Annotated in this window: 24 protein-coding genes; 6 read left to right on the top strand and 18 right to left on the bottom strand. The window is 72.1% G+C overall.

Features of this window, described 5'->3' with window-relative positions; all coding sequences use genetic code 11:
* From ACFYUV_RS33170 to ACFYUV_RS33135, 8 genes are all read right to left on the bottom strand, one after another.
* Nucleotides 1-1,404, bottom strand: a complete 1,404-nt coding sequence (locus ACFYUV_RS33170) for an NAD-dependent succinate-semialdehyde dehydrogenase (protein WP_387675408.1) — start codon at nucleotides 1,402-1,404, stop codon at nucleotides 1-3.
* Nucleotides 1,397-2,062, bottom strand: coding sequence for a GntR family transcriptional regulator (locus ACFYUV_RS33165; protein WP_358286581.1), 666 nt, complete (start codon nucleotides 2,060-2,062; stop codon nucleotides 1,397-1,399). Before ACFYUV_RS33165 ends, ACFYUV_RS33170 begins: the two co-directional genes overlap by 8 nt.
* Before the next feature lie 14 nt (nucleotides 2,063-2,076).
* Entirely contained in the window at nucleotides 2,077-3,237 is a 1,161-nt protein-coding gene (locus ACFYUV_RS33160; protein ID WP_387675406.1) for a mandelate racemase/muconate lactonizing enzyme family protein, read from the bottom strand.
* Nucleotides 3,238-3,244: 7 nt separating this feature from the next.
* Nucleotides 3,245-4,063: a carbohydrate ABC transporter permease gene (locus ACFYUV_RS33155; RefSeq protein WP_352324937.1), complete on the bottom strand. Its 819-nt coding sequence runs from the start codon at nucleotides 4,061-4,063 to the stop codon at nucleotides 3,245-3,247.
* Nucleotides 4,057-4,941 carry a carbohydrate ABC transporter permease gene (locus tag ACFYUV_RS33150; protein ID WP_387675403.1) on the bottom strand — a complete coding sequence of 295 codons (885 nt, stop codon included), beginning with the start codon at nucleotides 4,939-4,941 and terminating at the stop codon, nucleotides 4,057-4,059. Before ACFYUV_RS33150 ends, ACFYUV_RS33155 begins: the two co-directional genes overlap by 7 nt.
* Complete coding sequence (locus tag ACFYUV_RS33145; RefSeq protein ID WP_387675400.1) at nucleotides 4,938-6,296, bottom strand: ABC transporter substrate-binding protein; 1,359 nt, start codon at nucleotides 6,294-6,296, stop codon at nucleotides 4,938-4,940. The genes ACFYUV_RS33150 and ACFYUV_RS33145 overlap by 4 nt, the downstream gene beginning before the upstream one ends.
* Nucleotides 6,297-6,326: 30 nt before the next feature.
* Nucleotides 6,327-7,451: a zinc-binding dehydrogenase gene (locus ACFYUV_RS33140; RefSeq protein WP_387675397.1), complete on the bottom strand. Its 1,125-nt coding sequence runs from the start codon at nucleotides 7,449-7,451 to the stop codon at nucleotides 6,327-6,329.
* 76 nt (nucleotides 7,452-7,527) lie between these two features.
* A complete protein-coding gene (locus ACFYUV_RS33135) occupies nucleotides 7,528-8,163 on the bottom strand; it encodes a TetR/AcrR family transcriptional regulator (protein ID WP_387675587.1) in 636 nt (211 codons plus the stop codon).
* A gap of 74 nt (nucleotides 8,164-8,237) precedes the next feature.
* Between ACFYUV_RS33135 and ACFYUV_RS33130 the strand changes: the two genes are divergently transcribed.
* From ACFYUV_RS33130 to ACFYUV_RS33115, 4 genes are read left to right on the top strand one after another with little or no spacing between them, the layout of a single operon-like run.
* Nucleotides 8,238-9,488: an MFS transporter gene (locus tag ACFYUV_RS33130; protein ID WP_387675395.1), complete on the top strand. Its 1,251-nt coding sequence runs from the start codon at nucleotides 8,238-8,240 to the stop codon at nucleotides 9,486-9,488.
* Nucleotides 9,489-9,492: 4 nt separating this feature from the next.
* Nucleotides 9,493-11,112 (top strand): alpha-amylase family glycosyl hydrolase, encoded by a 1,620-nt coding sequence (locus tag ACFYUV_RS33125; RefSeq protein ID WP_387675392.1) that lies wholly within the window; start codon nucleotides 9,493-9,495, stop codon nucleotides 11,110-11,112.
* The gene (locus ACFYUV_RS33120; protein WP_387675389.1) at nucleotides 11,109-12,815 is read left to right on the top strand and encodes a glycoside hydrolase family 2 protein; all 1,707 of its coding nucleotides are present in this window, start codon (nucleotides 11,109-11,111) and stop codon (nucleotides 12,813-12,815) included. Before ACFYUV_RS33125 ends, ACFYUV_RS33120 begins: the two co-directional genes overlap by 4 nt.
* Nucleotides 12,802-13,785, top strand: a complete 984-nt coding sequence (locus ACFYUV_RS33115) for a DUF2804 domain-containing protein (protein ID WP_387675386.1) — start codon at nucleotides 12,802-12,804, stop codon at nucleotides 13,783-13,785. Before ACFYUV_RS33120 ends, ACFYUV_RS33115 begins: the two co-directional genes overlap by 14 nt.
* Before the next feature lie 61 nt (nucleotides 13,786-13,846).
* Here ACFYUV_RS33115 and ACFYUV_RS33110 read toward each other — a convergent pair whose 3' ends face one another.
* The 3 genes from ACFYUV_RS33110 to ACFYUV_RS33100 form a co-directional block, all read right to left on the bottom strand.
* Nucleotides 13,847-14,191 (bottom strand): RNA polymerase-binding protein RbpA, encoded by a 345-nt coding sequence (locus tag ACFYUV_RS33110; RefSeq protein WP_043625492.1) that lies wholly within the window; start codon nucleotides 14,189-14,191, stop codon nucleotides 13,847-13,849.
* A 153-nt stretch (nucleotides 14,192-14,344) separates the two neighbouring features.
* On the bottom strand, nucleotides 14,345-14,959 hold the full coding sequence (locus ACFYUV_RS33105) for a hypothetical protein (protein WP_387675383.1): 615 nt from the start codon (nucleotides 14,957-14,959) through the stop codon (nucleotides 14,345-14,347).
* 113 nt (nucleotides 14,960-15,072) lie between these two features.
* On the bottom strand, nucleotides 15,073-15,567 hold the full coding sequence (locus ACFYUV_RS33100) for a hypothetical protein (protein ID WP_387675380.1): 495 nt from the start codon (nucleotides 15,565-15,567) through the stop codon (nucleotides 15,073-15,075).
* Nucleotides 15,568-15,600: 33 nt separating this feature from the next.
* Here ACFYUV_RS33100 and ACFYUV_RS33095 point away from each other — a divergent pair, with 33 nt between their 5' ends.
* A complete protein-coding gene (locus tag ACFYUV_RS33095) occupies nucleotides 15,601-16,080 on the top strand; it encodes a helix-turn-helix domain-containing protein (RefSeq protein ID WP_352350760.1) in 480 nt (159 codons plus the stop codon).
* Nucleotides 16,081-16,193: 113 nt separating this feature from the next.
* Nucleotides 16,194-16,658 carry a hypothetical protein gene (locus ACFYUV_RS33090; protein ID WP_387675377.1) on the top strand — a complete coding sequence of 155 codons (465 nt, stop codon included), beginning with the start codon at nucleotides 16,194-16,196 and terminating at the stop codon, nucleotides 16,656-16,658.
* Between the two features lie 6 nt (nucleotides 16,659-16,664).
* Here ACFYUV_RS33090 and ACFYUV_RS33085 read toward each other — a convergent pair whose 3' ends face one another.
* The 7 genes from ACFYUV_RS33085 to ACFYUV_RS33055 form a co-directional block, all read right to left on the bottom strand.
* Complete coding sequence (locus ACFYUV_RS33085; RefSeq protein WP_387675375.1) at nucleotides 16,665-18,098, bottom strand: MFS transporter; 1,434 nt, start codon at nucleotides 18,096-18,098, stop codon at nucleotides 16,665-16,667.
* Between the two features lie 144 nt (nucleotides 18,099-18,242).
* Nucleotides 18,243-19,043, bottom strand: a complete 801-nt coding sequence (locus ACFYUV_RS33080; protein WP_364337262.1) for a glycerophosphodiester phosphodiesterase — start codon at nucleotides 19,041-19,043, stop codon at nucleotides 18,243-18,245.
* Nucleotides 19,044-19,077: 34 nt separating this feature from the next.
* Entirely contained in the window at nucleotides 19,078-19,617 is a 540-nt protein-coding gene (locus tag ACFYUV_RS33075) for a TrmH family RNA methyltransferase (RefSeq protein WP_387675372.1), read from the bottom strand.
* The gene (locus ACFYUV_RS33070) at nucleotides 19,614-20,204 is read right to left on the bottom strand and encodes a methyltransferase (protein WP_352350751.1); all 591 of its coding nucleotides are present in this window, start codon (nucleotides 20,202-20,204) and stop codon (nucleotides 19,614-19,616) included. Before ACFYUV_RS33070 ends, ACFYUV_RS33075 begins: the two co-directional genes overlap by 4 nt.
* 11 nt (nucleotides 20,205-20,215) lie before the next feature.
* Nucleotides 20,216-21,163: a VWA domain-containing protein gene (locus ACFYUV_RS33065; RefSeq protein ID WP_387675369.1), complete on the bottom strand. Its 948-nt coding sequence runs from the start codon at nucleotides 21,161-21,163 to the stop codon at nucleotides 20,216-20,218.
* Nucleotides 21,160-22,092 carry a DUF58 domain-containing protein gene (locus ACFYUV_RS33060; RefSeq protein WP_387675366.1) on the bottom strand — a complete coding sequence of 311 codons (933 nt, stop codon included), beginning with the start codon at nucleotides 22,090-22,092 and terminating at the stop codon, nucleotides 21,160-21,162. Before ACFYUV_RS33060 ends, ACFYUV_RS33065 begins: the two co-directional genes overlap by 4 nt.
* Nucleotides 22,089-23,090, bottom strand: coding sequence for a MoxR family ATPase (locus ACFYUV_RS33055; protein WP_352350745.1), 1,002 nt, complete (start codon nucleotides 23,088-23,090; stop codon nucleotides 22,089-22,091). The genes ACFYUV_RS33060 and ACFYUV_RS33055 overlap by 4 nt, the downstream gene beginning before the upstream one ends.
* Between the last annotated feature and the right edge of the window lie 47 nt (nucleotides 23,091-23,137).

Here is a 23,137-nt window from a genome sequence, read left to right as displayed (position 1 = left end):
TCATCGTCCCAGCCCCACGCTGAGGTACTTGTACTCCAGGTAGTCGGCCACCCCGTGGTGGCCGCCCTCGCGCCCGTAGCCGCTGCTCTTGATCCCGCCGAACGGCGCCTGCGGCGGCGCCAGCGGGCCGCCGTTCACGGTGACCATGCCGAACTGCAGCTCCTCGGCCACGCGCAGGGTCCTGGTCAGGTCGTTGGTCCACACGTAGGCGGTCAGCCCGTACGGGGTGGCGTTGGCGCGTTCGACGACCTTGTCGCAGTCGTCGAACTCCAGCACCGGCGCGACCGGCCCGAACGTCTCCTCGCGGCAGACGAGCATGTCCTCGCTCACCCCGCCCAGCACGGTCGCCGGGTAGTACGTGCCCGCCCCCTCCGGACGCCGCCCGCCGGTCAGGACGGCCGCCCCCTTCGCGACGGCGTCCTCGACGTGCCTGCTCACCTTGGCCACGGCCGCCTCGTCGATGAGCGGGCCCAGCTCGGCCGCCCGCGCCTGGCGCACCAGCTCGTCGGTGAAGGCGGCGGCCAGCGAGGAGTGGACGAAGATCCGGTTGGGCGAGGTGCAGGCCTGCCCGGCGTTGAGGAACTTGCTGCGGGCCACCGCGCGGGCGGCGGCGACCGGGTCGGCGTCGGGGAAGACCAGCACGGGCGCGTGCCCGCCCAGCTCGACGCTGAGCCGCTTGACGTCGTGGGCGCTCTGCCTGATCAGCTCGCGGCCGACCTCGGTGGAGCCGGTGAAGGACACCTTGCGCACCCGCGGGTCGGTCATCACCGCCTGGCCGAACCCGGCCGGCCGGGACGTGGTGACCAGGTTGAACACGCCCGGCGGCAGCCCGGCCGCGACGAACGCCTCGGCCACCGCGATCGCCGACAGCGGGGTCTGCTCGGCCGGTTTGAGCACGACCGTGCAGCCTGCGGCCAGCGCCGGGCCGAGCTTGCGGGTGATCATCGAGACCGGGAAGTTCCACGGCGTGATGCCCGCGACCACGCCGACCGGCTCGGGCAGCAGCCAGATGCGGTTGCCCTCGTGCGCGCCGGGCACGGTCTCGCCGTACAGGCGGCGGGTCTCCTCGGCGGCCCACAGCAGGTGGTCGGCGCCCGAGAGCACCTCGCCGGTCGCCTCGGCGAGCGGCTTGCCCTGCTCGGCCGTCATGATCGCGGCGATCCGGTCGGCCCGCGCGGTCAGCTCGCCGGCGGCGGCCCGCATGAGGCCGGCGCGCTCGTGGGCGGGCATGGCCCGCCAGCCGGGCAGCGCCGCCGCGGCCGCGTCGACCGCCTGCGTGGCCAGCTCGGGGCCGCAGTCGGCGACCTGCGCCAGCGGCTCGCCGGTGGCGGGGGAGCGGACGGTGAAGGTCTGGTCGGCCTCCTGCCATGCGGCTCCGATGAGAGCCTTGCGGGTGTCAGCCATGTGTCTCCTGGATTCCTTCGATGAGGGCCTTCATGGCGGCCATCTCGTGCGCGTGCTGCAGCCTGCCCGCCAGCGGGATGTCGCCCTCGACCAGGGCGTTCCTGATGGCGATGTGCTCGGCGTGCGACTTGGGCAGCCGCCAGGGCACCAGGCGGAAGCCGCGCTGGGCGGTCTCCGTGCGGGCCCACAGGCTCTGCAGCATGCGGTGGGTGAGCTTGCTGTGCTCGGTGTCGCACAGCAGGGAGTGGAAGCGCCGGTTGAGGCGGGCGAAGGCGGCGACGTCCTCGCGGGCGACGGCGGTCTCGCACTCGGCGAGCACCGCGTCGACCTCGGCCAGTCGCGCGCCCTCCAGCGGCACGCCGCCCAGCTCCAGCGCCAGCGCGGTGAGCGCGGCCCGGACGCTGTAGAGCTCGCGCACGTTGGCCACCGTGAGCTCGGCGACCACGGCGCCGACGTGCGGGCGCTCGACCAGCCAGTCCTCGGAGCAGAGCTGTTTGATCGCCTCGCGCACGGGCGTCTCGCTGATGCCCACGGCCTCGGCCACCACCCTGGTGGTGATCTTGGTGCCGGGAGGCGCCTCGCCGCTCATGATCAGATGTTTGATGTGCTCCGCCGCAAGGTCCGCCTTGGTGCGGAAGGGGGAACGCGATTCGGCCATGGTTGAGGAGCCCTTCAGACCCGCTGGACGGTGAGCGGCTCGATCGCCGCGTGGTCCAGCTCTACACCGATTCCGGGCCCCGTCGGAACGGCGACGAGACCGCGGGAGTCGGGCAGCAGCGGTTCGGTCAGCATGGCGTGGAACACCTCCGGGACGATCACCGGCGGATCGTAGGGGTACTCCAGCCAGTCGCAGTTCGGCAGCGAGGCGCAAAGTTGCAGGTTGCCCGCCACGCCGAGCCCGGTGGCCCAGGCGTGCGGGATGACCTTGCGCTGCCGGGCGGCGGCCATGGCGCCGAAGTCGCGCAGCGCGCCGATCTCCTCGCTCTCGTTCGCGTCGGGCTGAAAGATGTCGAAGCAACCATCCTCCAGCATGCGCACGAGCTGGCCGATGCCCCGGTTGTGCTCGCAGCCCGCGATCGGTATCGGCGAGGCCGCGGTCAGCTCGCACAGGGCGCGGTAGTCGTGCCGGGGCAGCGGCTCCTCCAGCCACGCCACACCGAGCCCGGCCAGTTCCCTGGCGGTGCTGAGGGCGCGGTCGAAGTCCCAGATCAGGCGGGTGCCGTCGGGGGCGTAGCGCCAGCGGGCGGCCGCCTGGTTGGCGTCCACCATGATCGCCACGTCGGGGCCGACCGCCTCGCGGACGGCGGCGACCTGCCGCACGTCCTCGGCGATCGTGGCCGCGTGCACGCGCAGCTTGATCCCCTGGAAGCCCCGTTCGACGGCGGCCAGGGCGTCCTCGGCCCGCTGGGCCGGGTCGCGGAGCTCGCCGAAGCTCGCGTACGCGCGGACAGCTCCCGAGTGCCCGCCCCAGAGCTTGTACAGCGGCTGCCCGCAGGCCTTGCCGACGGCGTCCCACACGGCTACGCCGACGACCCACGGACGGGGGAAGACGTACTCGGCCACGTACCGCAGCCGGTTGGCGACGTGCGTGGTGTCGAAGGCGTCCAGGCCGACCAGCTGCGGGCGGATCCAGCCGCGGATCGCCTCCAGCAGCATCGGCCCGGTGCCGTGGCCCATGTCGCCGCCGGACACCCCGACGATGCCCTCGTCGGTCTCGACCTCGACGATGACCGCCGACATCGCCCGGTGCGCGCCCTCCGGGGCCCACGACGGCACGAACGGCCGGGGATAGGGCAGCTCGATGACCCGCGCGCGGACGTCTGTGATCCTCATCGGCTCCTCACCCCTTGGTCGCGCCGTCCGCGAGACCCTTGATCAGGTACTTCTGCACCAGCAGCGCGAAGACCACCACGGGCAGCACGGTCAGCACGCCGACCGCGGCCAGCGGCCCCCACATCCCGCCCTTCTCGGTGTCGGCCGCGATCCCGGCGATGGCGACGGGGATGGTGACCGCCCGGTCGTTGGTGAGGATCAGCGCGAACAGCAGCTCCTCCCAGGCCAGGATGATGCAGAAGATCAACGTGGAGACCAGGCCGGTCAGGCTCGTCGGCACGATGATCCGGAAGAACGCCCCGAACCGCGAGCAGCCGTCGATCATCGCCGCCTCCTCCAGCTCCTTGGGCAGCCCGCGGAAGAAGGCCCGCATCAGCCACACCACGTACGGCACCAGGAAGGTCACGTACGCCAGGATCACGGTGATGTACTGGTCGGTCAGCCCGAGCTTCCTGGCCACCAGGAACAGCGGCACCACCAGCGCGATCGGCGGCACCGCGCGCGAGGCCAGGATCAGCCCGCCCACCACGCCCGCGCCGCGCATCCGCAGCCGCGACAGCGCGTACCCGGCCATCGAGCCGGCGACCATGGAGATGGCCGAGGCGCCGGCCGCCACGATGACCGTGTTGACCATGCGGGGCAGGATGCGCGCCTGCTGGAAGTAGCTGACGTAGTTGTCGAGGGTGAACTCGCTCAGCCACCGCGGCGGCACCGTGAAGATGTCCCTGGGCAGCTTGAACGAGATCGAGACCATGTAGAGCACGGGGAACAGGAAGGCCAGCGTCACCAGGACGGCCCCGGTGACGGCCGCGTACCGTCTCACCATCGGTTCTCCAGACGCCGGGTCACGCGGAACAGGACAAAGGTGATCAGCATCGTCAGGACCAGGACGATCGTCGCCATCGAGGAGGCCGAGCCGAACTCCAGGCTCCGGAACCCCTTCTCGTAGATGTAGAGGTTGATGACGTTGGTCGAGTTGCCCGGCCCGCCCCTGGTGGCGGCCAGCGCGATGTCGAACATCTTGACCGCGCCCAGCCAGCGCACCACGAACGCGGCGGCCATCACCGGCACCAGCAGCGGCAGCGTGATGCGCCGCAGGATCGCCCAGCGGCCGGCGCCGTCGGAGCGGGCGGCCTCGTACACGTCGCCGGGCAGCGCCATGATCCCGGCCGAGGCGATGAGCACCACGAACGGCGTCCAGCGCCAGGTGTCGATGACGATCAGGCTGACCATGGCCAGCGTCGGGTCGCCGATCCACTCGACGGGCCCCACGCCGACCAGGCCGAGGGCGTAGTTGACGACGCCCCACAGCGGGTCGAGCAACATCCGCCACACGCCGCCGGCGACCACGGGGGCCACCACCATCGGGATGAGGAACAGGGCGCGCAGCACGCCCCGGCCCCGCCAGGCGACGTTGAGCAGGAACGCGATGGCGAACCCGAGCACCATCTGCAACGGCAGCGCGATCGCCAGGTAGACGCCGGTGACCCGGAGCGAGTCCAGGAAGCCCGGATCGCGCAGCACGGCCTCGTAGTGCCGCCAGCCGACCCATCCGGACGGCTGGAAGGAGGCCAGGTCGAAGTCGGACACGCTCACCCAGGCCGTGTAGAGGATCGGGTAGAGCAGCATGCCCGCCAGCAGCAGCAGGGCGGGAGCCAGGAAGAGCCAGGCCGTGCCCGGCTCTCCCAGTCGGGCACGCCTCACTGGTTGTAGCCCTTGGCCGTCAGCAGGTCGCCGATCTCCTTGGCGGCCTGGTCGATCGCCTGCTGCGCGGTGGCCTGCCCGGACATGGCCCGGCTGGTCTGCAGCGCCAGGATCTGCTGCACGGCGTCGGACTCGGGCAGCCTGGGCCGCCACATCTCACCCTTGGAGACGACCTCGTAGCCGTCCTTGAGCGCCTTGTAGACCGGGCCGGCCCACTCGGCCGGCGGCGTGCCGTCGAGGCTGGAGTTGCGGGCGGGGAAGGTGCCGAACGCCTTGCCGGTGAACTGCTCGCCCTCCTTGGAGGTCACCCACTGCAGCCAGGTCCAGGCGGCGGCCGGGTGCGTGGACTTCTTGGAGATGCCCGCCGTCCAGATGCCGCGGTGGGCGCCCGGCGAGGTCGATCCGGCGGGCAGGGTGGTGAGGCCCACCTGCTCGGGGGTCAGGGTGGTGGTCTCCTTGTCCACGGCGGTGCCCTTGTAGACGCTGCCCCACATGAACATGGTGGCCGTCTTGCCCTGCCGGAAGGCCTCCAGCGGCTCGTTGAACTGGTACGTGCTGGCCCCGGGCGGCGCGTACTTGAGCAGGTCGACCTGCGTCTGCAGGGCCTTGACGCCCGCCGGGCCGCCGAAGGCGACCTTCGTGCCGTCCAGGATCTTGCCGCCGTCGGAGTTGAGCACGGTCTGCCACACGGTGGGGGTGAGCGGGTCCTTGGTGAAGTACGTGCCCACGGCCCAGGAGTCGGTCCTGCCGTCGCCGTCGGTGTCCTGGACGAGCTTGGGGGCGTCCTTGAAGTACTGCTCCCAGGTCGTCTGGGCGGTCGGCTCGGCCACGCCGGCCTTCTTGTACAGCGACTTGTTGTAGAACATCAGCAGCAAATTGGAGCGCACGGGCACGGCGTACTGCTTGCCCTCCCACTCCCCGGCGGCCAGCGGCGAGGGGTTGAAGTCGGCCCAGTCGTAGCCGGGGTCGTTCCACTTGGCCAGCTCGGGGCCCTTGAGGTCGTACAGGGCGCCGGTCTTGGCGAGCTGCGGCAGCCAGGGGTCGTCGGCGAGCACCACGTCGTAGGTGGCGGTGGTGCCGGTCAGCTCCAGCATCGTCTTGGGCAGCTGGTCGTTGTAGGGGATGCCGTCGACGGTGACCTTGATGTTCGGGTACTTCTTGGCGAACTCCGGCACGAGCTTGTCCTGCCACTGCTTGGCGAACGCGTCGTTGGCGATCACGCGGATCGACACCGGGGCCTGCGCCGTGCCGAGGCCGCCGCCGTCGGCCGCGACCTCCTGCGACGACGAGCCGCAGGCGGCGACGCTGAGCGCGAGCACGGCCGCGGCCGTGACGAGCCGGGTGTTGTTCAACACGGGTGTCCTCCCGGAGGGGAATGGGGGATTTCAGGCGGAGGGGTCGACGGCGAGCTTGACGACGTCCCGGCCGTCCAGGGGGTGGCCCGAACCCAGGGCTTCGAGCGCCTCGCGGACCCGGCCGAGCGGCACGCGGTGGCTGACCACGCGCTCGAAGGGGCTGCCGCCGCGTTCCAGGATCGTCAGCGCCTGGTGGTAGCGGCGCTGCATGTCGGGGCCGGCGCCGTAGACGCCGGCGATCGTGAGGTCCCGCTTCAGCAGGTCGCTGTAGGGGTTGAAGGGGACGGCGCCGCGGTCGGTGAAGTTGCCCAGCTCGGCCAGCACGCCGCCGTCGGCGACCAGGCCGAGCGCCTCGGTGAACGCCTCGGGCGAGCCCGCGGTGCCGATGACGGCGTCGGCGCCGGCGCGTCCCAGCGCGTCGAACACCGCCCGGCGGCGCCCGGCGGGCCCTTCACCGAGATCGACGACGGTGTCCGCGCCGAGCAGTGCGGCCAGTTCCAGCCGGGCGCCCGGCGCGCCGACGGCGACCACCCTGGCCGCCCCGGCGGCGCGGGCGGCGACCACGGCCATCAGGCCGATCGCGCCGACCCCCTGGACCACGACGGTGGAGCCGATCCGGATCGCGGAACGTTCCACACCGTGCAGGGCCACCGACAGCGGCTCCTGCAGCACGGCGACCTCGGCGGGCAGCTCGGTCCGGTAGAACACCGTTCCCGCGTTCGAGGCGTACAGGTGGGTGGCGAAGCCGCCGGTCAGGTACGGCGGCCGGTCGGCGGGGGAGGCGAATCCGTAGGACGGCCGCCGGTCCGGGCAGCTGCCCGGCCTGCGGCGCACCTGGCATTCGAAGCACCGGCCGCAGCTCAGCGACGGGAAGACGCCCACCCGGTCGCCGACGGCCACCGGCCGTCCCGCGTGGTCGGTCGCGACGCCGTCGCCGAGCGCGGCAAGCCGGCCGACGATCTCGTGCCCGAGCAGCGCGGGGAAGCGCACGCTGGCCAGCCGGCCCCGGTAGATGTGGGCGTCCGTGCCGCACATGCCGCACAGCTCGACCTCCAGGACGAACTCTCCCGGACCGGGCTGCGGCAGGCCGTACTCGCGCACCTCCACCGCTCCCGCGACGTCGGTGACGATCGCCGCGCGTGCCGTCGCGTCCATGCACCGCCTCCTGCATTCTGCTTTCTATAGAATGTGGAAGACGGTAGTTCGTCCGGTTTTGAACGGTCAATCCTTGTTACCGGAATGTTTCTGAGGCCACGTCCACGAAGTAGGCCCGCAGCAGCCTGCGTCCTTGCTCGATCATGGCCGGATCGCCCTGCGGCGTCGCGGAGAACGTCAGGTGCAACACCGCCGCCGTGCACTGGATCGCCAGCCGCATCACCCGGTATGGATCCGGCAGCGCCGGCAGCCCCGCCTCCTCCAGCGCGAAGTGGTAGAGCCGCTCGGCCAGCACGTCCCCGCTCTCCCGCACCCGCCCGGCGGGCAGGAACGACGGGCCGCCCGGCCGGGTGTCGGCGAAGTCGACCACGGTGAAGCCCGGCACGCTCCTGCGCATCTCCACCGTCTCGGCCAGCACCAGCTCCGCCGCCCGCGGCCAGGTCAGCGGCGGCTCCTCGGCGACCCTGGCCCGCAGCCGGGCCAGCAGCACCTCCAGGTTGCGCAGCGCCAGCTCGCGCAGCATGCCCGGCTTGCCGTCGAAGAACTGGTAGATCGTGCCGGAGGGCACACCGGCGCTCCTGGCGACGTCGGAGATCGTCAGGGCGTCCAGGCCGACCTCGTCCAGCAGGCGGGCGCAGGCGTCGAGGATGCGTTCGACCCTGTCGATGCTGCGCCGCTGGACCGGTCGGCGCCGGATGCCGGGGTTCTCCACGAACAAGTCTTAACATAACGACCTGTCATGTTCTAACGTGACATCCTCTCACGTTCCCCCCAGGGAGGACCTGCATGGCCGAACCGCGCCTCGCGCCTGACAGACGGGTGTCCGCGGGCTGGATGTCCCTGCTGGCGCTGGCCCAGATGGGGGTCATCATGGCGATGACCGTCGGAAACCAGATCCTGCTCCCCTCCCACGTGGCGCGCATCGATCCGCAGCACAAGGAGGCGTCGCTGGCGGTGGTCTTCGCCGTCGCCGCCGTCTGCACGATCGTGGCCAACCCGCTGTTCGGCGCCCTGTCCGACCGCACCCGTGCCCGGATGGGCCGACGCCGCCCCTGGATCGCGGGCGGTGCGCTGGTCTGCGCCGCGTCCCTGGTCTTCCTGTCCCGTCAGGACTCCCTGGCCGGGCTGGTCGTCGGCTGGGCGGTCGCCCAGCTCGCCTTCACCGCCGCCCTCGCCACCGCCATCGCCACCGTGCCCGACCAGGTGCCGATCAGCCAGCGCGGCAAGGCCTCGGCGCTGGCGGGCGTGGGCCAGCTCGCCGGGCCGCTGCTGGGCGGCGTCGTGGTCACCGTCGTGGCGACCGGCTCGCAGGCCGGGTTCGTCGCGATGGCCGTCCTGGTGCTGCTGCTGGTGCTGCCGTTCAGCCTGTTCACCAAGGAGCCCGCGAGCGCGCCGGCCGACCTGCCGCCGTTCGGGCCGCGCTCGCTGCTGCGCAGCTTCAAGGTGAGCCCGCGCAGGCACCCCGACTTCGCCTGGGCCTGGCTGAGCCGCTTCCTGATCACCCTCACCCTCGCCATGGCCATCGGCTACCTGCAGTACTACCTGCGCGACGGCGTCGGCTACGAGGCGCTCTTCCCCGGCTCCACCGTCGAGCAGGGCGTCGTGGTGCTGGTCGCGGTCTTCACGCTGAGCAGCGTCGCGCCCACCCTGGTCGCGGGCTGGTTGTCGGACCGGTTCGGCAACCGCCGCACGGCCGTCTTCGTCGGCGGGCTCACCATGGCCGCCTCCGGGCTCGTGCTGACCTTCCTGACCAGCTGGCCCGCCGCGATCGCCGCCAGCGTCCTGCTCGGCGCGGGTTACGGCATGTTCGCCGCCGTGGACCAGGCCATGGTCACCCAGCTCCTGCCCGCCGACGCCGACCGCGGCAAGGACCTGGGGATCGTCAGCCTGGCCAACTCCGCCTCCGGCACGTTCGGGCCGGTCATCGCCGCGCCCCTGGTCACCTCCGCGGGCGGCTACCCGCTCATGTACGCCGTCGCGGCGGCCTTCGCCGCGCTCGGCGCCTGCCTCATCTGGAGAATCCGCAGTGTCCGATAACACAGTGTCCGACGGATCCGCAGCCTTCGACGGCGACGCCTGGTGGCGCGAGGCCGTCGTCTACCAGATCTACCCCCGCAGCTTCGCCGACGCCGACGGCGACGGCCAGGGCGACCTGCCCGGCGCGCTGGCCCGCCTGGACCACCTGGCCGACCTGGGCGTGGACGCCGTCTGGCTGAGCCCGTTCTACCCCTCGCCGCTGGCCGACGGCGGCTACGACGTCGCGGACTACACCGACGTGGACCCCCGCTACGGCACGCTGGCCGACTTCGACGCCTACGTGGCCGCGGCCACCGCCCGGGACATCAAGGTCATCGTCGACATCGTGCCCAACCACTGCTCCGCCGCCCACCCGCGCTTCCAGCAGGCCCTTGCGGCCGGCCCCGGCAGCCCCGAGCGCGACTGGTTCGTCTTCCGCGACGAGCCCAACAACTGGCAGTCCATGTTCGGCGGCCCCGCCTGGACCCAGGCCCCCGACGGCCAGTGGTACCTGCACCTGTTCGACTCCGCCCAGCCCGACTGGAACTGGCGGCACCCCGGCGTCACCGCCATGTTCGAGGACGTGCTGCGGTTCTGGCTGGACCGCGGCGTGTCCGGGTTCCGCATCGACGTCGCCGCCATGCTGTTCAAGGAGGACGGCCTGCCCGACGTCGTCCCCGGCAGCCAGGGCGCGCCGCTGGCGCCCGGACGGTCCGCGGTGCCGTACGAGCACCAGCCCGAGCTGCTGGAGCTGTACCGGTCCTGGCGCAAGATCCTGGCCGCCTATCCCGGGCCGCGCGGCACGGTGGCCGAGATCTGGTTCGCCGACCCCGCCCAGGCCCGGCCCTACCTCGCCGGCGACGGCCTGGCCCAGCTGTTCAACTTCCGCCTGATGCCCCTGCCGTGGTCGGCCGGGGAGTTCCGCGCGGTGATCGAGGAGTCCCACCGGCTGGCCCGCGAGACGGGCGGCTCGATCCCCTGGGTGCTGGGCAACCACGACGTGCCGCGGATGGCGACCAGGTTCGGCATCGACCAGGACCTCGTCCGCGCGCCCACCGCCGACGTGCTGCTCGGCAAGGTCGCCGTCGACCGCCAGCTCGGCCTCAGGCGCGCCCGCGCCGCCACGCTGCTGCTGCTCGCCCTGCCCGGCGCCGCCTACCTTTACCAGGGCGACGAGCTGGGCCTGCCCGAATACCTCGACATGCCGGCGCAGGCGCGGCAGGACCCCATGTTCGAGCGCACCGGCCGCGCCTTCATCGGCAGGGACGGCTGCCGCGTGCCGCTGCCCTGGTCGGGCACGTCCGCGCCGTACGGGTTCGGGCCGGGCGGCACCTGGCTGCCCCAGCCGGCCGACTGGGCGCACCTCACCGTCACCGCCCAGCGCGACGACCCCGGCTCCACCCTCAACCTCCACCGCGCCGCCATCGCCCTGCGCCGCGAGCATCCCGCGCTCGGCGACGGCGACCTGACCTGGCTCGACGCGCCGCCCGGCGTGCTGGCCCTCAGCCGCGAGCCCGGCTTCACCCTCATGGTCAACTTCGGCCCGGACACGGTGCCGCTGCCTCCGCACCACGACGTCCTGCTGGCCAGCGGCCCCCTGGACGGCGCCGCCCTGCCCGCCGACACGGCGGTGTGGCTCTCGTGACCGGCGACCCGACCCCGCTGCCGGAGTACCCCCGGCCCCAGCTCGTCCGCGACAGCTACGTCAACCTCAACGGCCGCTGGCGGTACGCGATCAACGACGGCTCGCGGCCCGCGTCGTACGACGGCGACATCCTCGTGCCGTACTCGCCGGAGGCGCCGCTGTCCGGCGTCGGCCGGCAGCTGCTGCCGGGGGAGACCCTGTGGTACCGCCGCACGTTCGACCCGCCCGCCGGGCCCGCGGGCGGGCGGGTGCTCCTGCACTTCGGCGCCGTCGACCAGACCTGCCGGGTGTGGGTCAACGACGTCGAGGTGGGCGGCCACAGCGGCGGCTACCTGCCGTTCTCCTTCGACGTCACCGACGCGCTGACCGAGGGCGCCAACACCCTCGACGTGGCCGTCCAGGACGGCAGCGACACCGGCTGGCACGCGCGCGGCAAGCAGCGGCTGCGCCGCGGCGGCATCTGGTACACCGCCCAGTCGGGCATCTGGCAGACCGTCTGGGCAGAGCGCGTGCCGGATCGGCACGTGGAACGGCTCACGCTGACGCCGGTGCTGGCCGAGGAGTGCGTCGAGGTGACCGTGCACGCCGCGGGCGGCGAGGCCGAGGTCGAGATCCTCGCCGGCGGCCGGGTGGCGGCCCGCGCCACCGTCCCCGCCGGGCGGCCGGTGCGCGTCCCGCTGCCCGGCGCGCGCCCGTGGAGCCCCGAGGACCCCTTCCTGTACGACGTGACCGTCTCGCTCGGCGAGGACCGCGTCCGCGGCTACGTCGGCATGCGCTCCTTCTCCGTCGGCCCCGACGCCGACGGCGTGCCCCGGCTGCTGCTGAACGGCCGGCCGTACTTCCACGCCGGGATCCTGGACCAGGGGTACTGGCCCGACGGCCTCTACACGCCGCCCTCGGACGAGGCCATGGTCGACGACATCGTCATGATGAAACAGCTCGGCTTCACCATGCTGCGCAAGCACATCAAGATCGAGCCGCTGCGCTGGTACCACCACTGCGACCGGCTCGGCATGCTCGTCTGGCAGGACCTGGTCAACGGCGGCGAGACCTACCGGCCGCTGGTCGTCACCACCCCCGCGCTGCTGCCGCTGCGCCTGGACGACCGCCGCCACCACCGCTTCGGACGAGCCGACGCCGCCGGGCGGGCCGCGTTCGAGGCCGAGCTGCGCGAGACCGTCGAGCACCTGCGCAACGTGGTCGGCCTGGCGGTCTGGGTGCCGTTCAACGAGGGCTGGGGCCAGTTCGACGCCGCGCGGATCGCCGGGGAGCTGGCCCGCCTGGACCCCACCCGCACGATCGACCACGCCAGCGGCTGGCACGACCAGGGCGCGGGCGAGCTGCTCAGCCTGCACGTCTACTTCCGCCGCTTCCGCCCGCCCCGCCCGGACGGCCGCGTCCTGGCACTGACCGAGTACGGTGGCTACAGCCTGGCCGTCGAGGGCCACACCTGGGGCGAGAAGGAGTTCGGCTACCGGCGTTACCGCACCGCCGACGAGCTGGGCGCGGCGTTCGTCCGGCTGCACGAGGAGCAGATCGTCCCGGCCATCCGCCAGGGCCTGAGCGCCACCGTCTACACCCAGCTCTCCGACGTCGAGGACGAGCTGAACGGCCTGCTCACCTACGACCGGGCCGAGCTGAAGCTGCCCGCCGACCTCATTCGCTCCGTCACGAGGAGGCTCGCCTTCCATGACCACCCATGAACGGGAGCTCACCGCCCCCGCCGACCTGTGCCTGCCCGGCGGGCGGCTGAACCCCGCCGCCGTCGGCTGGACCCGCAGGCCGCTGCACCGGGCCGACCTGCGCGGCTGGGGACGGCGCAAGCGCTGGGAGTACTGGGGCGTCGTCACCCCCTCCCACATCATCGGCCTGGTGGCCTCCTCGCTCGACTACGCCGGGGTGCACGGCGTCTACGTGCTCGACCGGGCCACCGGCGCGGAGTTCGCCAAGGACGTCGTCGTGCCGCTGGCCCGCGGCGCCTCCTTCCCCGACCGCAGCGGCGCCGGCACGGTCTCCGTGCGCGGCGGCGGGCTGGCGATCGACATCCGGCAGGACCCGGCCGCCACCGTCATCCGCGCCACCGCCCCCGGCGTGCGGATCGACCTGGAGGTGCCGCTGCCGGAGGGCCACGAGTCGCTCGGCGTCGTGGTCCCCTGGGGGCCGAACCGGTTCCAGTACACGGTCAAGGACGTCGGCCGCCCGGCACGCGGACGCCTGCGCCTCGGCCCGGACGAGTTCGCGATCGACCCCGCCGACTCCTTCGCGGTGCTCGACCACGGCCGGGGCAAGTGGCCGTACGCGGTCACCTGGAACTGGGCGGCGGGCAGCGGGCCCGGCCGGTCCGTCCAGCTCGGCGGCAAGTGGACCGACGGCACCGGCGTCACCGAGAACGCCCTGTTCACCGGCGGCCGGCTGCACAAGATCGGCGACGAGCTGGAGTGGACCTACGACCGCGGCGACTGGCTGCGCCCCTGGCGGATCACCGGCCCGCGGGTCGAGGTGGAGTTCCGGCCGTTCCACGAGAAGGTGGCCCGCACCCAGCTGGGCGTGGTGGCCAGCGAGACCCACCAGTGCTTCGGCCACTTCTCCGGCCGCGTCCAGGACGACGACGGCGCGTGGGTGGACCTCGACGGCCTCACCGGCTGGGCCGAGGAGGCGCGTCAGCGCTGGTAGCGGGGGGCGGGCACAGCAAAACCCCCGGGCGTCGCCCGGGGGTTTTCACCGTGAGAAGTGGTCAGGCGCTCTTGCGGCGCTGGGCGCGCAAGACCGCGAGCCTCTCGTTGAGCACCTCTTCCAAATCCTCGATGGACCGCCGCTCCAGCAGCATGTCCCAATGAGTCCGTGGGGGCTTGGTCTTCTTCGACTCCGGCTGCTCACCGTCGACCCGCACCGCGGTCGCGCCGCACATGCGGCACTCCCAGGTCGCGGGGATCTCGGCCTCGGCGGCAAGCGGAACCTCGAAGCGATGGCCCTTAGGACAGGTGTAGGACACCTCCTGGCGTGGGGCCAGATCCGTGTTACGGTCGTTCTCGTAGCTGGTTGCCCCGAGCCGGGTGCCACGAAGCGCGCGCTCGCCCATGTCTAAATGCCTCCTACAGGGCCCCCATACGTGGGGGGTCTGTCTCCCACGGTGTCTAACGCTTGGTACCGTGATGGGATTCCCACCCGCGGGGTGATCCAATCGCGCTTGGGGCCTCGGGTATTCGAGCCCGCTCCCAGCGGTCCCTCGTCCTCAGGCCGCGGCGGTCGCCCGCGGGGCTCTGAGCAGGCTCGCCGCCAGCCACAACCCGCCGATCATGATGAGCGCCCCGTGCGCGATCCGCACCGGGTACGGGCCGAAGAACTGCGGGATGAACAGCGCCAGGCCCAGCGCGAGCGCCGTCCCGGCCCCCTTGGGCAGGATCCCCGAACGCCACACGGCCACGGCTGCCATCACCGTTCCGGCGCCCAGCAGTGCCAGCCCGGCGGCGAACAGGGTGATCGCGAGCGGGTCGAAGCGGAACAGCTCGGCCAGCTCCATCAGCGCGGGCGCGCCGTCGCGCAGGGAACGTTGCGCGATCACGTGCAGGCCGAAGTCCTCGGCCCCGTAGTAGGGGAGTGTCAGGCCGGCTCCGGCCCAGGTCACCGCGGCCGCGCGCAGCGACAGGCGGTCGCCGAGCACCTGGTGCAGCCCGAGCGTGCCCAGCCCGAGCAGCACGAAGCCGAGCATCGCGGCCAGATGGCCGGTGACCCATGCGGTCGAGGCCATGGCGACGGCGTCGTCGCCGGACGGCCGCACCACCGGGTAGACGAACAGCAGCACGCCGCCGAGGGCGAAGGCGGCGGAGGTGAGGCGGGGGGAGGTCATGGATAACTCCTGGCTGAGGGCGTTGCTCTGTTGTGAGAGCAATGCTCTCGTGACAGGTGTTCCCGTGTCAAGAGCACTGCTCTCTGTTCAGAGCGATGGCCGCAGCCCGGAGGTCAGGCCAGCAGCGGCACCAGGGTCCGGTCGCCGAACCTCGTCATCGCGGCCAGCGGCGCGGAGGCCGCCCCCACCAGCAGGGGAAGGCCCGGTTTGCCCTTGTCCCTGGCGATGCGCGGGCCCAGGGCGGCCATCAATGCGGTCAGTCCCGGCAGTGGCCTGATCCACATGGTGATCTCCCGGACCAGGCCGTCGTCGTCCAGTTCGAGCTGGGCCACCTCGTTCAGCGGCTGGCGGCCCACCCGGGCGGTCGCCGTCAGCATGCGGGTGCGGCCGTCGCCGATGTCGCTCTGGTAGCGCAGGTCCGACAGCACGTCGAAGACCGCTTCGAACAGCGCTCCCACCTGTGTCAGGCCCTCGAACCTGGCCCGGTAGCTCAGCGGGGAGTGGAACACCACGCCGTCGGCGAGGGTGGTCTTGAGCGCCTGGGCGTCGTGCGCCTCGCCGGCCCGGCGGTATGCGCCGGCGGGTGAGTCCTGAATGTGAACTGTCATGGGTTCACATTATCAACCCACTATCATGGGTGCATGAACAGGTTCGGTGAGATGCACTGCTCCATCGCCCAGGCCGTCGGCGTCATCGGCGAGCCGTGGACTCCGCTGATCCTGCGCGACCTGTTCCTCGGCCTGCGCAGGTTCGACGACCTCGCCGAGGACCTGGGCATCTCGCGCAACCTGCTGGCCCGCCGGCTCGACCATCTCGTCGCCACCGGGGTCGTGGAGAAACGGCCCTACCAGGAGCGTCCGGTGCGCCACGAATACCTGCTGACCGAGGCCGGGCGTGACGTCGTGCCCGCCCTGCTGACGCTCATGGCCTGGGGCGACCGGTGGTCCACCCCGCCCGGCGGGCCGCCCGCGCTGCTCGTCCACTCCTGCGGGCGGGAGTTCACGCCCGTCGTCACCTGCCCCCACTGCGGCGGCGAGGCCACGGCCGAGACCGTGCTGCCGATGCCCGGTCCCGGAGCCGCCCGGGGGCCGGGCACCATGGTCCTGGCCGCCGATCTGTGACCTTCCGTGTTTGACGCGCGACCCTTCGTGAGAGGACTCTCATGGCCCGCTCACGGCCGCCCCACGGCGGCCCCGCAGGCTGAGGGGACCGCGACGTCGATCAGGAGGCGTAGATGGATCTCATGCCACGCTGGCCCGCGGCGGCCGCCGCGCTCGCGTTCGTCCTCGCCGGGGGAGGGATGCTGCTTCCGGCCCAGGCGGCGGCCGGGCCACCCCCGGCGCTCGTCCAGGCCGTCCATGACGACGACGGCGATGACGACGGCGATGACGACGGTGACGACGGTGACAACGAGCGCGCCGCCCCCCGGTCCGGGCGGCGCGAACCGGCCAGGAAGCAGGCCCACGCCCCGCGCCGGGACGACGACGTCGAGGCCATCCCCGGCATGGAGGCCCGCGACTCCCGGCCCCCCGAGCCCGTCACCCGCCCGGCCGAGGCCCCCGGGCGGGCCGAGATCCGGCTGGAGAGCGGCACCATGACCGGCGGCGGGCACGTCGGCCCGCTGGTGCTGCTGGCCATCCTGGGCACCGGCGCCCTGGTGGGCACCTCGTACTGGCTCTCGCGCCGGTACGGCCCCTGACGGGCGTCAGATCCGCGACGGGACCTCGTTGCCGGCCGCCCTGATGGCCTTGGGCAGGTTCGTCAGGGCGAGCAGCACGAAGCCCACCACGAAGAATATGATCATGGACACGATGGCGATCCGGTAGCTGTTGGTGACCTGCAGCGCGATCGTCACGGTCAGCGACCCGATGAACGCCGACCCCTTGTCGCTGATCTGCAGCAGGCTGAAGTACTCCGCCTCGCGCCCCTTCGGGATCACCTGCGAGAACAACGACCGCGACAACGCCTGCGTGCCGCCCAGCACGATCGCGATGGCGAAGGCCATCAGGTAGAACTGCAGCGCCTGCCCCTCGCCGACGAACATCGCCACCACCACGATCCCGGTCCACAACACCAGGCTGGCCAGCACCGTGCGCTTGGTGCCGAAGCCGCGCGCCAGCCACCCCAGCAGCAGCGCCCCGAAGAACGCCACGAACTGCACCATCAGGATCGCCGTGATCTGGACGGTCTTGTCCAGCTTGAGCGCCTCGGAGGCGAAGGCCGCGCTGTTGCCGATGACCGTCTGCACGCCGTCGTTGTAGACCAGGTAGGCCACCAGGAACAGCAGCGTCAGCGGGTACCGCCGCAGCTCGGCCAGCGTACGGCCGAGCTGGCGGAAGCTCCCGCGCACCGAGCGCAGCGCCGTGGTCTCGTGCGCCGCCACGGGACGGTTGCGCAGCCGCAGCAGCGGGATGACCGTGAACGTCGCCCACCACAGGCCGGCCGACATCATGCTGATGCGCACCGCCATGCCCTCGCTCAGCCCCAGGCTGTCGTGCTGCAGGAACAGCGCCAGGTTGAGCAGGAGCAGCAGCCCGCCGCCGAGGTAGCCGATCGCCCAGCCGCGCGAGGAGACCCCGTCGCGCTCCTCGGGGGTGGAGATCTGCGGCAGGAAGGAGTCGTAGACCACCACGGAGGAACCGTAGGCCAGGTTGGCCAGCACGAACAGCACGCCGCCCAGCAGATAGCGGTCGCCCTCGACGAAGTACAGGCCCATGGTGGCCAGCGCGCCGACGTAGGCGAACCCGCCGAGCAGCTCCCGCTTGCGGCCGGTGTGGTCGGCCAGCGCGCCCACGATGGGCAGGAACACGATCTGCAGGAACACCGCCACCGTCAGCGTCAGCCCGAAGAAGGCCGCGGGCCTGATGTCGGCGCCGAGCACGTCGACGTACCCCAGGCCGGGGTGGCGCAGGAGCAGCGCGTCGAACTGGGATGCGCACGTCTCGGGCGCGAGGTCGGGGAAGTCTTTCGCGCAGGCCGCGGTCCTGGCGACCGGGATCAGGTACGGGCCCAGGAAGACCGAGATGATCGTGGTGTAGAACGCCGAGTTGGCCCAGTCGTAGAAGTACCAGCCGCGTTGCTCGCGGCGGCGCGCCGCGGGGGAGTCGTCGAGGGCCGCGGGGGGTGCGGTGGAGGCCATGGTGTCGTGTCGCTCCTCTGCGGCCACGGGGGGTCATGCCTGACGAAGTGCCCATCTTCGCAGGTCGTGGGTCACGTCCACGTGTCGTGCCCATGACCTTACAGTGATCACCTCAGGAGAGGAAGGTGGCCGCCGCCGGGCGGGTCAGGCCGCCATGCCGCGCGGGTGCCACAGGCCCCGCCGTTCGAGGACGTCGCGCAGGCCGGTGACGTTGTCGGTCATGATGCCGTCGACGCCGAGGTCGAGCAGGTGCTCCATGCGGACGGTGTCGTTGATCGTCCACACGTGCACCTGCATGCCGATGGCGTGGGCCGTGCGGACCAGGCGGCGGGTGGTGACGCGCAGGCCGCGGAAGCCGACCGGCACCTGCGCGCACGGGATCCCGGCCCGCGACAGGCGGGCCAGCAGCCGGCCGTAGCCGGAGGTGGTGGCGGCGGCCCGCAGCGCGGCCACACCGCGCGGGCCGAGCGCCGAGCACACCTCGCGGCCCATGGCGGCCCTGGCCATGACCAGGCGCTCGTCGGAGAAGGAGGTCAGGCAGACGCGGTCGTAGGCGTTGGTGCGGCGGACCACCTCGGCCAGCGGCGCGATGGCCGCCGCCTCCTTGACGTCGATGTTGAAGCGCACCTGCGGCCACGTGCCGAGCAGGTCCTCCAGCAGCGGGATCTCGTGCACGCCGGCGATGCGGGCCTGCCGGACCTCCCGGTAGGGCAGCTCGGAGATGCGGCCCCGCCGGTCGGTCACCCGGTCGAGGGTGTGGTCGTGGAAGGCCAGCAGCACGCCGTCGGCGGTGGCGTGCGCGTCGGTCTCCAGGTAGTCGTAGCCGAGCGCGACCGCGCGTTCGAAGGCCGCCAGGGAGTTCTCGGCGCCCTCCAGCGCGCCGCCGCGGTGGGCGAAGGCCAGCGGCCCCGGATGGTCGAGAAAGGCGAAACGACGGCTGAGCACGACCCGGTGTCCCTTCCGATGGTGGACGGTTCGGTCACGTTTCGGGAAGATTCTCCCACTCCTGGCGGCGCGCCTCGGCCAGCGCGATGGCCGCGGCCACCGACACGTTGAACGAGCCGACCCGCCCGACCTGCGGGATGTAGCAGACGCCGTCGACGGCCTCCAGCAGGGCGGGGGAGCAGCCGTGGTCCTCGCTGCCGACCACCAGGCACACGTCGCGGCCGAGGTCGGCGCGGTGCAGCGGCACGGCCTCGCCGGTCAGCTCGATGGCCAGCACGGCGTAGCCGTCGTCCTTGGCGGCCTTGACCGCCTCGGTGGCCGGGACCGGCTCGTGCCAGGTGACCAGGCGCTCGGTGCCGAGCGCCGTCTTGCCCGCCTTGGGGTTGGTGGGCGGCGTGGCGTTGCCCGCCAGCCAGATCTGGTCGACGCCGAACGCCGCGGCGCTGCGGAAGATCGAGCCGACGTTGAACGGCCCCGTCACCGACTCCAGGATCAGCGCGAGCCGGTTGTCGGTGTTCCTGCGCCAGGTGCGGTTGAGCCGCTTGACGTCGGTGGGGCGCAGCTGCCTTCTCATCGGGCCACCTTCAATATGCGGTAGGCGGCTCGGGAGGCCTCGCGGGAGGCCTGCCAGCCCTGCTCGCCGAGCCAGCGCTGCAGGGAGTCCGAGCCGAGGTGTTTCTGGACGACCAGGTAGGCGACGCCGTCGGGCGTCAGCCGGGTGAGCCACCTGGTGAGCATCTCGTGCAGAGCCGGCTTGCCAATCCGGATGGCGGGATTGGACCAGATGGCCCGAAATTTCACGTCATCCGGCACTTCATCAACATGTACGGGTCTTACTTTGTAAAGGCCGGCGGCCTGGGCGTTCCGTCCGGTCAGCTCCAGGCTGCGCCGGTTCACATCGACGGCCCACACCGTCGCCCCGGGCGCCCGCGAGGCCATCGTCAGCGCGATGGGCCCGTAGCCGCAGCCCAGGTCGAGCAGGTCGCCCTCCTGCGGCGGCGGCGGGACCGACTCCAGCAGCGCGCGCGTGCCGACGTCGACCCGGTCGGGTGAGAACACGCCCCGGTCGGTCTCCAGCCGCAGGTGCAGGTCCGGCAGGACCAGGTCGACCGAGCCCGGCCTGCTCGCGGTCTCGGGACGTTCGGAGAAGTAGTGGGCCACGTGGGAAAACGTTACGGGATGCGGGTGCCGAACAAGACCGCGGCGCCGGCCACCAGCAGCCCGAGCACGATCGCGGCCACGATGAACCACTGGGTGATCTCCTGGCTGACCAGCTTGAACCCCAGGGAGGTGCCGATCTGCTCGTAGACGTCGCGCAGTTCGCTGCCGGACTCGGCGGCGTAGGCCCGGCCGCTGGTGCCGTCGGAGAGCGACTGCAGGGTCTGCTTGTTGACCGGGACGTTCACCGGCCTGCCGTCGATGTCGACGGTGCCCTCCTGGGTGCCGTACGCGATGGTGGAGACCGGGACGTGGGCCTGCTGGGCGGCCTCGATGGCCTCGGTCACCGACCGGCCGGAGGTGTTGTCGCCGTCGGACAGCAGCACGATCGCGGCGGGCGGTGGGTCGGTGGCGGCCTGCTGGTCGAAGGAGCGCACCGAGTCGAGCGAGTTGAAGACGGCCTCGCCGATCGCGGTGCCGGGCCGGGTGGTCAGGTTGCCGATGGCGGTGACGACGGCCTGGTGGTCGGTGGTGGGGGAGATGACGACGTTGGCCGAGCGGGCGAAGGAGACCACGCCCACGTTGAAGCGGTCGGGCAGCTCCCTGGCGAACGCCTGGGCGGCGGCCTTGGCGGCGCTGATGCGGTTGGGCTGGACGTCGCCGGCGTCCATGGACAGGGAGACGTCGAGGGCGATCATGATGGTGGCGCGGTCGCGGGGGACGCGTACCTGGTCGGCGGGTTTGGCGGCGCCGACCACCAGGAACGACATCATGACCAGGAACAGCGCCGGAGGCACGTGCCGGCGCCAGCCCGGCCCGGCGGGGGCGACGAGGTTGAGCAGCGCCAGGTTGGTGAAGCGCACGGTGTAGCGGCGGCGGGCGAACTGCGCCACGACGTATCCGGCCACCAGCAGCGCCACCAGCACGAACAGCCACAACCAGCCGGGCGCGAGAAACGTCATACGGGTCTCCGGTGGGCGAGATGGCTCATGCGGCGCTGGCGCAGGACGAACTGCGCCACGTCGAACACCCAGTCCCGGTCGGTCCGCAGCACCAGGTGGGCGATCCCGGCGCGGCGCAGGGCGAGCCGGGTGCCCTCACGCTGGAGGGCGGCGGCCTCGGCATATGCTTGCCGGACTTTGGGAGAAAGGTGCACTTCACGTACGTTCCCGGTCTCGGGATCGGTGAACGCCACCCGGCCGACGTCCGGCAGCTCCAGCTCGCGCGGGTCGATGACCTCCACGGCCAGCACCTGGTGGCGGGCGGCCAGCCGCCTGATCGGGCGTTCCCAGGGGCGTTCGGCGTCGGGGTCGAGCTCGGGGCGGTCGTCGAGGAAGTCGGAGACGATCAGCCGCATGCCCCTGCGGCGGCGGGTGGCCGCCAGCACGTCGATGCCCTCGGCCAGGTCGGGGGCGTCGGGCACGGCCCGGCCGCGCGGGGCGTCCATGAGGGAGTTGAGCAGCCCGTACAGGGCCGGGCGGCCGGTACGGGCGGGCATGCGGTGGATGTACTCCTCGTGCAGCACCAGCGCGCCGAACCGGTCGCCCATGCGGCTGGACAGGAAGCCGATCGCGCCGACGGCGGCCACGACCAGGTCGCGTTTGTCGGTGTCGGCGGTGCCGAAGTCCATGCTGGCCGACAGGTCGGCCAGCGCCCAGGTCTCCAGCTCGCGGTCGGCGATCAGGTCGCGGACGTGGGGGACGGTCGTGCGGGCGGTGACGGCCCAGTCCATGCGGCGCACGTCGTCCTCGCCGGGCACGTACAGGCGGCTGTCGCCGGTCTCGCTGCCGGTGCCGGGCAGCAGCCCCTGGTGGGCGCCGTGCAGCAGGCCGTCGAGCCGCCGCGTGACGGTCAGCTCCAGCCGTCGCAGCGCCTGCTCGGCGGTGTTCAACGGTTCTGGTTCCAGACGACCAGGGGCGGCGGCACGGCGTGCAGGATCTGCTTGACGACCTGCTCGGGATCGACGCCGTCGGCCAGGGCGTCGAAGGTCAGCATGAGCCGGTGGGACATGACGTCGACGGCCACGTCGCGCACGTCGTCGGGCAGCAGGTAGTCGCGGCCGCGCAGCAGGGCCAGCGCGCGCCCGGCCGAGACCAGGCCGAGGGTGGCGCGGGGGCTGACGCCGATCTCGATCGTCTCGGCCAGGTCGGCCAGCCCGTAGTCGGCGGGCGCGCGGGTGGACATGACCAGGCGCACCACGTAGTCGGCCACGAGCTGGTGCACCGAGACCTGCTCGGCGGCCTGCTGCAGGGCCAGCAGCCGGGCCGGGTCGAGCACGCGGTCGGGCACGGGCGGCGTGACGCTCATGCGGTGGAGGATCTCCAGCTCCTCGTGCGCGCTGGGGTGCGGCACCCGCACGCGGAACAGGAAACGGTCGCGCTGCACCTCGGGCAGCGGGTAGACGCCCTCGGACTCGATCGGGTTCTGGGTGGCCAGCACGATGAACGGCCTGGGCAGCGGATGCGTGACGCCGGCCAGGGTGACCTGGCGCTCGGCCATCACCTCCAGCAGCGCGGACTGCACCTTGGCGGGGGCGCGGTTGATCTCGTCGGCCAGCAGGAAGTTGACGAACACCGGACCCAGCTCGACGTCGAACTTCTCGTTGGAGGGGTGGAAGACGCGGGTGCCGACGATGTCGCTCGGCACGAGGTCGGGGGTGAACTGGATCCGGGCGAACGTGCCGCCCACGACGGTGGCCAGGGTGGAGGCGGCGAGGGTCTTGGCGACTCCCGGCACACCTTCGAGCAGGCAGTGACCGCGGGCCAGCAGGGCCACGACCAGCCGCTCGACCATGTGCTCCTGTCCCACGATGACACGCCGGACCTCGTCGAGACTTCGACGCAGCACCGCCGCGTCGTTTCCGCCTGGCAACTCTTCGGCGACGCTCATGACGCCATTCCACCAAACGCGCCGCGAACGTGCACGACGCCACGTCT

This window comes from Nonomuraea sp. NPDC003560 (assembly GCF_042878785.1).
Classification (GTDB): Bacteria; Actinomycetota; Actinomycetes; order Streptosporangiales; family Streptosporangiaceae; genus Nonomuraea.
Note: the sequence above shows the minus strand (reverse complement) of the source record. Positions and strands in the feature narration are given on the sequence as shown.

Bases quoted from the DNA above. Each gene is read 5' to 3' on its own strand.
- ACFYUV_RS33170 (WP_387675408.1), bottom strand. From the start codon at position 1,404: ATGGCTGACACCCGCAAGGCTCTCATCGGAGCCGCATGGCAGGAGGCC.
- ACFYUV_RS33165 (WP_358286581.1), bottom strand. From the start codon at position 2,062: ATGGCCGAATCGCGTTCCCCCTTCCGCACCAAGGCGGACCTTGCGGCG.
- ACFYUV_RS33160 (WP_387675406.1), bottom strand. From the start codon at position 3,237: ATGAGGATCACAGACGTCCGCGCGCGGGTCATCGAGCTGCCCTATCCC.
- ACFYUV_RS33155 (WP_352324937.1), bottom strand. From the start codon at position 4,063: ATGGTGAGACGGTACGCGGCCGTCACCGGGGCCGTCCTGGTGACGCTG.
- ACFYUV_RS33140 (WP_387675397.1), bottom strand. From the start codon at position 7,451: ATGGACGCGACGGCACGCGCGGCGATCGTCACCGACGTCGCGGGAGCG.
- ACFYUV_RS33130 (WP_387675395.1), top strand. From the start codon at position 8,238: ATGGCCGAACCGCGCCTCGCGCCTGACAGACGGGTGTCCGCGGGCTGG.
- ACFYUV_RS33115 (WP_387675386.1), top strand. From the start codon at position 12,802: ATGACCACCCATGAACGGGAGCTCACCGCCCCCGCCGACCTGTGCCTG.
- ACFYUV_RS33110 (WP_043625492.1), bottom strand. From the start codon at position 14,191: ATGGGCGAGCGCGCGCTTCGTGGCACCCGGCTCGGGGCAACCAGCTAC.
- ACFYUV_RS33105 (WP_387675383.1), bottom strand. From the start codon at position 14,959: ATGACCTCCCCCCGCCTCACCTCCGCCGCCTTCGCCCTCGGCGGCGTG.
- ACFYUV_RS33100 (WP_387675380.1), bottom strand. From the start codon at position 15,567: ATGACAGTTCACATTCAGGACTCACCCGCCGGCGCATACCGCCGGGCC.
- ACFYUV_RS33095 (WP_352350760.1), top strand. From the start codon at position 15,601: ATGAACAGGTTCGGTGAGATGCACTGCTCCATCGCCCAGGCCGTCGGC.
- ACFYUV_RS33090 (WP_387675377.1), top strand. From the start codon at position 16,194: ATGGATCTCATGCCACGCTGGCCCGCGGCGGCCGCCGCGCTCGCGTTC.
- ACFYUV_RS33085 (WP_387675375.1), bottom strand. From the start codon at position 18,098: ATGGCCTCCACCGCACCCCCCGCGGCCCTCGACGACTCCCCCGCGGCG.
- ACFYUV_RS33075 (WP_387675372.1), bottom strand. From the start codon at position 19,617: ATGAGAAGGCAGCTGCGCCCCACCGACGTCAAGCGGCTCAACCGCACC.
- ACFYUV_RS33065 (WP_387675369.1), bottom strand. From the start codon at position 21,163: ATGACGTTTCTCGCGCCCGGCTGGTTGTGGCTGTTCGTGCTGGTGGCG.
- ACFYUV_RS33055 (WP_352350745.1), bottom strand. From the start codon at position 23,090: ATGAGCGTCGCCGAAGAGTTGCCAGGCGGAAACGACGCGGCGGTGCTG.